At 61.3% G+C, this 6,281-nt stretch carries 7 protein-coding genes; all 7 read right to left on the bottom strand.

Annotation, left to right across the window (positions count from 1 at the left end):
* Positions 1–80: 80 nt before the first annotated feature.
* Positions 81–578 carry an Lrp/AsnC family transcriptional regulator gene (locus SNL23_RS15375; RefSeq protein WP_003208571.1) on the bottom strand — a complete coding sequence of 166 codons (498 nt, stop codon included), beginning with the start codon at positions 576–578 and terminating at the stop codon, positions 81–83.
* Between the two features lie 12 nt (positions 579–590).
* Positions 591–1,436 carry an ABC transporter ATP-binding protein gene (locus SNL23_RS15370; RefSeq protein ID WP_318302649.1) on the bottom strand — a complete coding sequence of 282 codons (846 nt, stop codon included), beginning with the start codon at positions 1,434–1,436 and terminating at the stop codon, positions 591–593.
* Positions 1,437–1,439: 3 nt separating this feature from the next.
* The gene (locus SNL23_RS15365) at positions 1,440–2,153 is read right to left on the bottom strand and encodes an ABC transporter permease (RefSeq protein WP_318302648.1); all 714 of its coding nucleotides are present in this window, start codon (positions 2,151–2,153) and stop codon (positions 1,440–1,442) included.
* Positions 2,150–2,851, bottom strand: a complete 702-nt coding sequence (locus tag SNL23_RS15360) for an ABC transporter permease (protein WP_076014275.1) — start codon at positions 2,849–2,851, stop codon at positions 2,150–2,152. The genes SNL23_RS15365 and SNL23_RS15360 overlap by 4 nt, the downstream gene beginning before the upstream one ends.
* Before the next feature lie 144 nt (positions 2,852–2,995).
* Positions 2,996–3,775, bottom strand: a complete 780-nt coding sequence (locus SNL23_RS15355; protein ID WP_167663064.1) for an ABC transporter substrate-binding protein — start codon at positions 3,773–3,775, stop codon at positions 2,996–2,998.
* Positions 3,776–4,149: 374 nt separating this feature from the next.
* Positions 4,150–5,196: an ornithine cyclodeaminase gene (locus SNL23_RS15350; RefSeq protein ID WP_076014273.1), complete on the bottom strand. Its 1,047-nt coding sequence runs from the start codon at positions 5,194–5,196 to the stop codon at positions 4,150–4,152.
* Between the two features lie 11 nt (positions 5,197–5,207).
* The gene (gene ctlX, locus SNL23_RS15345; protein WP_318302645.1) at positions 5,208–6,134 is read right to left on the bottom strand and encodes a citrulline utilization hydrolase CtlX; all 927 of its coding nucleotides are present in this window, start codon (positions 6,132–6,134) and stop codon (positions 5,208–5,210) included.
* Between the last annotated feature and the right edge of the window lie 147 nt (positions 6,135–6,281).

Raw genomic sequence — 6,281 nt, 5'->3', positions numbered from 1 at the left:
AGCACATCCAGCGACTGATCCACCGCATTCGCGAGCAAGCCCGCTCCCGCATTTGATCTCTATTGCCTGGAGGGGCGGGTTCAGGCCAGTTCGGTAGCGGTGTTTTTTACGACCGCCAATTCCGGATGCGCCACCAACTTATCAATGTGCAATTCATCATTGTTAAGCCAGGTTTCCGTCAACACCCTGTAGTGCTCCATGTCCCGGCAGCGCATGCGCAGGCTGTAGTCGAATGGTCCGCTGATCAACTGGCACTCGAACACTTGCGGGCAGGCTTTGACGCATGCCTCGAATGCCTTCTGCGCCGAGCGCCCGCTCTGGTTGGAGAGGGCCACCAGTACCAGCAGTGACAGCCCCGGCGAAACCATCTGCACGTCGATGATCGCCCCATAACCCCGGATGACCCCGCGTCGCTCCAGCTTGCGTACCCGTTCCAGGCACGGCCTGGGCGTCAGGTGCACCAGCGACGAGAGTTTTTCGTAGGTGATGCGTCCCTGGTGCCGTAACACGTCGATGATGGCTTCATCGATGCGGTCCAGCACAGGTGAGGCGTTCGGTCCGGTGGCCTTGGTATCCATGGTGTGTGGTGTTCACTTCAATCGGTTGGAAAGAAATTGCTGCAAGCGTTCGCTGTTCGGCTGGTCGAGGATTTCGGCTCCGCCTTGTTCCTCGACGCGGCCCTGGTGCAGGAACAGCACTTGGCTGGACACCTGACGGGCAAAGCCCATTTCGTGGGTGACCATGAGCATGGTACGACCTTCCTCCGCCAACGTCTGTATGACTTTAAGGACTTCTCCTACAAGTTCAGGGTCGAGGGCCGAGGTGGGTTCGTCGAACAGAATAATCTCCGGTTCCATCGCCAGGGCCCGGGCGATGGCCACGCGCTGTTGCTGACCACCGGACAGGAATGCCGGATATTGATCCGCCACCCGGCCCGGCAGGCCGACCTTGTCGAGGTACAGGCGTGCGCGTTTTTCCGCCTCGGCGGCGCTTACGCCGAGCACCCGGCGCGGGGCCATGGTGATGTTTTCCAGCACGGTCATGTGGCTCCACAGGTTGAAGTGCTGGAACACCATGGCCAGGCGGGTGCGCAGGTTCTGCAATTGCGCCTGGTGCGGCGCCCGGGTGCCGGCGCGGCCTGGCTGCATTTCGATGCTGATGCCGTCGAGGGTGATGACCCCGGCGTCCGGCTGCTCGAGGAAGTTGATGCAGCGCAGCATCGTGCTTTTGCCGGAGCCGCTGGCGCCGATCAGGCTGATCACGTCGCCGTTGCGTGCGTTCAGCGAGACGCCCTTGAGCACTTCATGTTCGCCATAGCGTTTGTGCAGGCCTTCGACCCGGAGTTTGACGTTGGCGTTTTCTGCCACGGCCACCGGTTGGGTAGCGGGGCGTACATCGGTTGGATAAGTGGCCAGGGCCTGCGCGGACTGATTCATGGGTTAGCCTCGGGTAGGAACAAGAAAACGCATCCAGCGACGTTCGGCCAGTCGAAACAGGCCCACCAGTGCAAAGGACAGCAGCATGTACAGCAGGGCCGCGATGCCGAAGGCCTGGAACGTCAGGAACGTCTCGGCGTTGGCATCGCGGGCCACCTTGAGGATGTCGGCGATGGTGGCGGTAAACGCCAGGGAGGTAGCGTGCAGCATCAGGATCATTTCGTTGCTGTAGGCCGGCAGTGCACGGCGCAGTGCGGCGGGCACCACCACAAACAGATTCAGGCGCCAGCCGTGCAGGCCGTAGGCCCTGGCAGCTTCGATCTCGCCGTGGGGAATGTTGCGAATCGCCCCGGCAAAGATTTCCACGGTGTAGGCGCAGGTGTTCAGCACAAACGCCAGCAGCGTGCAGTTCAGCGCATTGCGGAAAAACTGGTTGAGCAGGGCGTTGTCCTGTACCACGTCCAGGCCATAGAGGCCGGTGTAGCAAATCAGCAACTGGATATACAGCGGCGTGCCGCGAAACAGGTAGGTGTAGACCTCCACCGGCCAGCGAACCCAGAAGTGCTCCGAGACCCGGGCGATCGCCAGCGGGATCGACAGGAAGAAGCCCAGCACCACCGAGATAATGAACAGCCACAGGGTCATGGCCACCCCGGAAAAGCCGTTGCCGTCGGTGAACAGGTAGGCCAGGCCGTATTGCTGGATCAATTCGATCATCGCGCCATCCCCTTGATGCCCACGTTGTAGCGCCGTTCCAGGCGTTTGAAGATGCGGTTGGAGAGGGTGGTAATCACCAGGTACACCAGGCCCGCGAGGATCAGGAAATACAGCGGGTCATTGGTGGTCTTGCCGGCGTTTTGCGCGGCCTTGACCAGGTCCGAGAGGCCGATGATCGACACCAGCGCCGTGGACTTGAGCAGCACCAGCCAGTTATTGCCCAGGCCCGGCAGGGCAAAGCGCATCAGTTGTGGGAACAGCACCAGGCGAAAGCGCTGCCAGCGGCTCAGGCCGTAGGCGGTAGCGGCTTCGAGTTGGCCGGCGGGCACGCTGAGAATCGCCCCGCGAAAGTTCTCGGTGAAATACGCACCGTAGATAAACCCGAGGGTGATGACACCGGCGGTGAACGGGTCGATTTCGAAGTAAGCCCAGCCGAGCATTTCACTCAGGTCGTTGAGCCACAGTTGCAGGCTGTAGAAAATCAGCAGGATCAGCACCAGGTCCGGCACGCTGCGAATCAGCGTGGTGTAGAGCGTGGCCGGAACCCGCAGCAGCTTGACGCTGGAGAGCTTGGCAGCGGCGGCGATCAGGCCCAGGGACAGGCTCAGCAGCAGCGCCAGGAACGCCAGCTTGACCGTCATCCAGGCACCCTGAGCCAGCAACGGGCCGAAGCCTTGCAAGTTGAGGAATTCATTCATGGAGGAGGAGATCTCTCATAGGTAGGAGCGAGCGTGCTCGCGAAAAACTCAAAGGCCCCGCGTTTACTCTGGGTTCACGCGTTATCGTTGACGATTTTCGCGAGCAAGCTCGCTCCTACAGGGGATTTTTGCCAGGCTTGGGCATCACTCGTTGTAGATATCCTGATCGCCGAAGTATTTCTTCTGGATCTGTGTGTAGGTGCCATCGGCCTGGACGGCGGCGATGCCCTTGTTGATCAGCTCCACCAACTCCTTGTCGTTCTTGCGCAGGCCCATGGCGATGTCGAGCGGCAGGGTCGGGTCCTTGAAGGCCGGGCCGGTCTTGAAGTCGGCGCCTTCAGGCTTGGACAGGAAGTTGAGCTGGGCTTCGAGCTTGTCGGTCAGGGTGGCGTCCAGGCGACCGTTTTGCAGGTCGGCGTAGTTCTGCTCCTGGGACTGGTAAGCCTTGATCTGCGCGCCCAGCTTGGCCAGGTGTGCACGGGCGTAGGCTTCTTGCAGCGAGCCTTGCAGCACGCCGACCTGTTTGCCTTTCAGGGATTCGGGGGTGTCGCCGAAGTCGGCGCTTTTGCGGGTGATCACCGAGGTCGGGCTGAGGAACAGGCGGTCGCTGAAGTCGATGACTTTCTGGCGGGCCGGGGTGACGGCCATGGAGGACATGATGGCGTCGAACTTGCGTGCGCGCAGGGCCGGGATCATGCCGTCGAATTCGTTGTGGACCCACACGCATTTGACTTCAAGCTTGGCGCAGATGGCGTTGCCCAGGTCGATGTCGAAACCTTGCAGGCTGCCATCGGCGGCGACTGATTCAAACGGTGGGTATTCGGGGAAGACCCCAAAGCGGATTTCTTTCCATTCCTGAGCCTGGGCAGCAGTTGCGGCCAATGGCAGGAGCAGCGCAGCGAAAAGTGATCGGAGCGGAGTCATGTGTATTCCCTATATTTTGTAATTGATGTCAGGGCAGTAGAAAACTGAACGCTAAGGTGAAGAGGCTTTTTGTGGCGAGGGAGCTTGATCCCGCTGAGTTGCGTAGCGGCCTCAAACTCCTGGGAGCGCTACGCACTCCAGCGGGAGCAAGCTCCCTCGCCACATTGGGCTGCCTCACCACATTGGGCTGTTTGTTGTCAGAGAGAATGCTTCAAGATGGTGCGTTTTTTGTGTCGTTTACCCCTGCCGCGGCGCGCGGAATGTGCTGTTAAAACGCGAGCTACAGCGGAAACGGCTGCGGCACCCGCTAAATCGGCTTGCCGGTTGGGTTTTTCCGGCCTGCTGCTCACGCAAAGCAGCAGGCCAGAGCGGTCTCAGGCGCGCTTTTTCTGCTGTGCGGCCGGTGCTTGTGCCAAGCGGGCAAACAGGTCCTTGGGGTCGGCCAGGTCCGGTACCAGTTCCAGTTCGCTGCCCACGTCCAGCGCCTTGGCCACGTCCAGCACGTAACGCAGGGCGGAGTAGTCTTCGATGGCAAAACCCACCGAGTCGAACAGGGTGACCTGGCGCGCATTTTCACGGCCCGGGGCCTGGCCGTTGATCACTTGCCACAGCTCGGTGACCGGCGAATCTTCCGGCATGTGCTGGATTTCGCCTTCGATGCGGCTTTGGGGTTCGTACTCGACGATCACGCGGGCACGTTCGACGATTCGTCGGTCCAGCTCGGTCTTGCCCGGGCAGTCGCCGCCGACGGCATTAAGGTGCATGCCCGGCTCGATCATCTCGTCCGTGAGGATGGTGGCGTAGGCCTTGTCGGCGGTGACGGTGGTGACGATGTCGGCACCTTTCACGGCTTCGGCCACGCTGCCTGCCAGGATCACTTTGATCGCCGGGAAGGCTTTCAGGTTGGCCGCCAGTTTGGCGGTAGCCTTGGCATCGATGTCGAACAGGCGGATTTCAGTGATGCCCAACATCGCGTGGAAGGCCAGGGCCTGGAACTCGCTCTGGGAGCCATTGCCGATCAACGCCATGCTGCGGCTGTTGTCCCGGGCCAGGTAACGTGCTACCAGGGCCGAAGTGGCGGCGGTGCGGATCGCGGTGGTCAGGGTCATTTCCGCCAGCAGTACCGGTTTGCCGGTGTCCACATCGCCGAGTGCGCCGAAGGCCATGACGGTGAGCATGCCGCTCTGGGTGTTTTTCGGGTGGCCGTTGACGTATTTGAAGGCGTAGAGCGAGGCGTCGGACACCGGCATCAACTCGATCACGCCCTCGGGCGAATGGTTGGCCAGGCGTGCGCATTTTTCAAAGTCCTGCCAGCGCAGGTAGTCGGCGCGGATGTACTCGGCCATCTCGGTGATGCAGGTTTGCAGGCCTTTTTGCGAAACCAGGTAGCTCAAGTCGTTGACGTCGATATAGCGGGTCATGGGAAGACTCCTTATTGAAATGAGGGGCGGGTGGGCAGATGCACTTCCGCCAACATGCAGCGGGCACTGCCGCCGCCGATGCGTTCGATGTTGTCGATGTTCACCACCACCGGGCGGGTGTGGCGTTCCACATGCTGGCGCTGGGCCGGCTTGAGCGAGCCCCAGGCGCTGGCCGACATCACCAGCAGCGGCTGACCGTTGCGGTCATGGATTTCCAGCATGTTGCCGGCGAAGGCTTCCAGTTGGCCGAAGTCCAGGGCGACGATGTCTTTGCCGGTGTCCCGCAGGGAGCGTTCCAGGGCCTGGCGCTCGTGGTCGTCGGGCAGGGCTTGCAGGCACACCACGGAAAGGTCGCGGCCGACGCTCATCATCACGTTGCTGTGGTAGATCGGCGCGTGGTGGCGGTCGACGGCGTGGAATACGCAGAGTTGGTAGTCGAGGCGTTCGGCGAACTGGCGCAGGGCGTCCTGATGGGTACGCCCGGAATGGCAGGCATAGCTGATGCGGTGCTGGCGGTCGAGGACCATGCTGCCGGTGCCTTCCAGGAACATGTTCTGTTGTTCGAGGTGGCTGAAGTCGATGGTGTTTTTGATTGCGAAGCGTTGCTCCAGTACTTGCAGCACGCCTTTGTCGCGTTCCAGTCGTCGGTTCTGGCCTTCCATCGGGTACAGCACCAGGCTGCCGTCGGCGTGGCTGCTCCACCAGTTGTTGGGGAAGATCGAATCCGGGGTGTGGGGAGCGGGGGTGTCTTGTACCACCAGCACTTCCACGCCGTGGTGGCGCAGGGTATCGACGTAGCCGTCGAACTCTTCCAGCGCTTTCTGCTGTGCAGCCAATGGGTCGAGGGGCACGCGCTGGAAGCGGTTGTTGATCGCGGTGTCCGGGTTAAAGGCGAAGTGCGCCGGGCGGATCATCAGGACGGTGTTGGTGGTTTGCATGGGTGCACGGGTCCATGGGGTTGGGCAGTGAAGCTATTTTGTGCGGTGTGACGGAAGAATCCCGGCTGAAGTGAGGGGGTGGCTCAGCCGGGAAAGCTGAAAAGTGGGGTGGGGCAGCCGAATCGGCTGTGGAGGTGAGTGGAGATC

The organism is Pseudomonas sp. SED1 (assembly GCF_034044025.1).
Taxonomy (GTDB): Bacteria; Pseudomonadota; Gammaproteobacteria; order Pseudomonadales; family Pseudomonadaceae; genus Aquipseudomonas.
This window is presented reverse-complemented; position numbering and strand designations above follow the sequence as displayed.

Bases quoted from the DNA above. Each gene is read 5' to 3' on its own strand.
- SNL23_RS15375 (WP_003208571.1), bottom strand. From the start codon at position 578: ATGGATACCAAGGCCACCGGACCGAACGCCTCACCTGTGCTGGACCGC.
- SNL23_RS15370 (WP_318302649.1), bottom strand. From the start codon at position 1,436: ATGAATCAGTCCGCGCAGGCCCTGGCCACTTATCCAACCGATGTACGC.
- SNL23_RS15365 (WP_318302648.1), bottom strand. From the start codon at position 2,153: ATGATCGAATTGATCCAGCAATACGGCCTGGCCTACCTGTTCACCGAC.
- SNL23_RS15360 (WP_076014275.1), bottom strand. From the start codon at position 2,851: ATGAATGAATTCCTCAACTTGCAAGGCTTCGGCCCGTTGCTGGCTCAG.
- SNL23_RS15355 (WP_167663064.1), bottom strand. From the start codon at position 3,775: ATGACTCCGCTCCGATCACTTTTCGCTGCGCTGCTCCTGCCATTGGCC.
- SNL23_RS15350 (WP_076014273.1), bottom strand. From the start codon at position 5,196: ATGACCCGCTATATCGACGTCAACGACTTGAGCTACCTGGTTTCGCAA.
- ctlX (WP_318302645.1), bottom strand. From the start codon at position 6,134: ATGCAAACCACCAACACCGTCCTGATGATCCGCCCGGCGCACTTCGCC.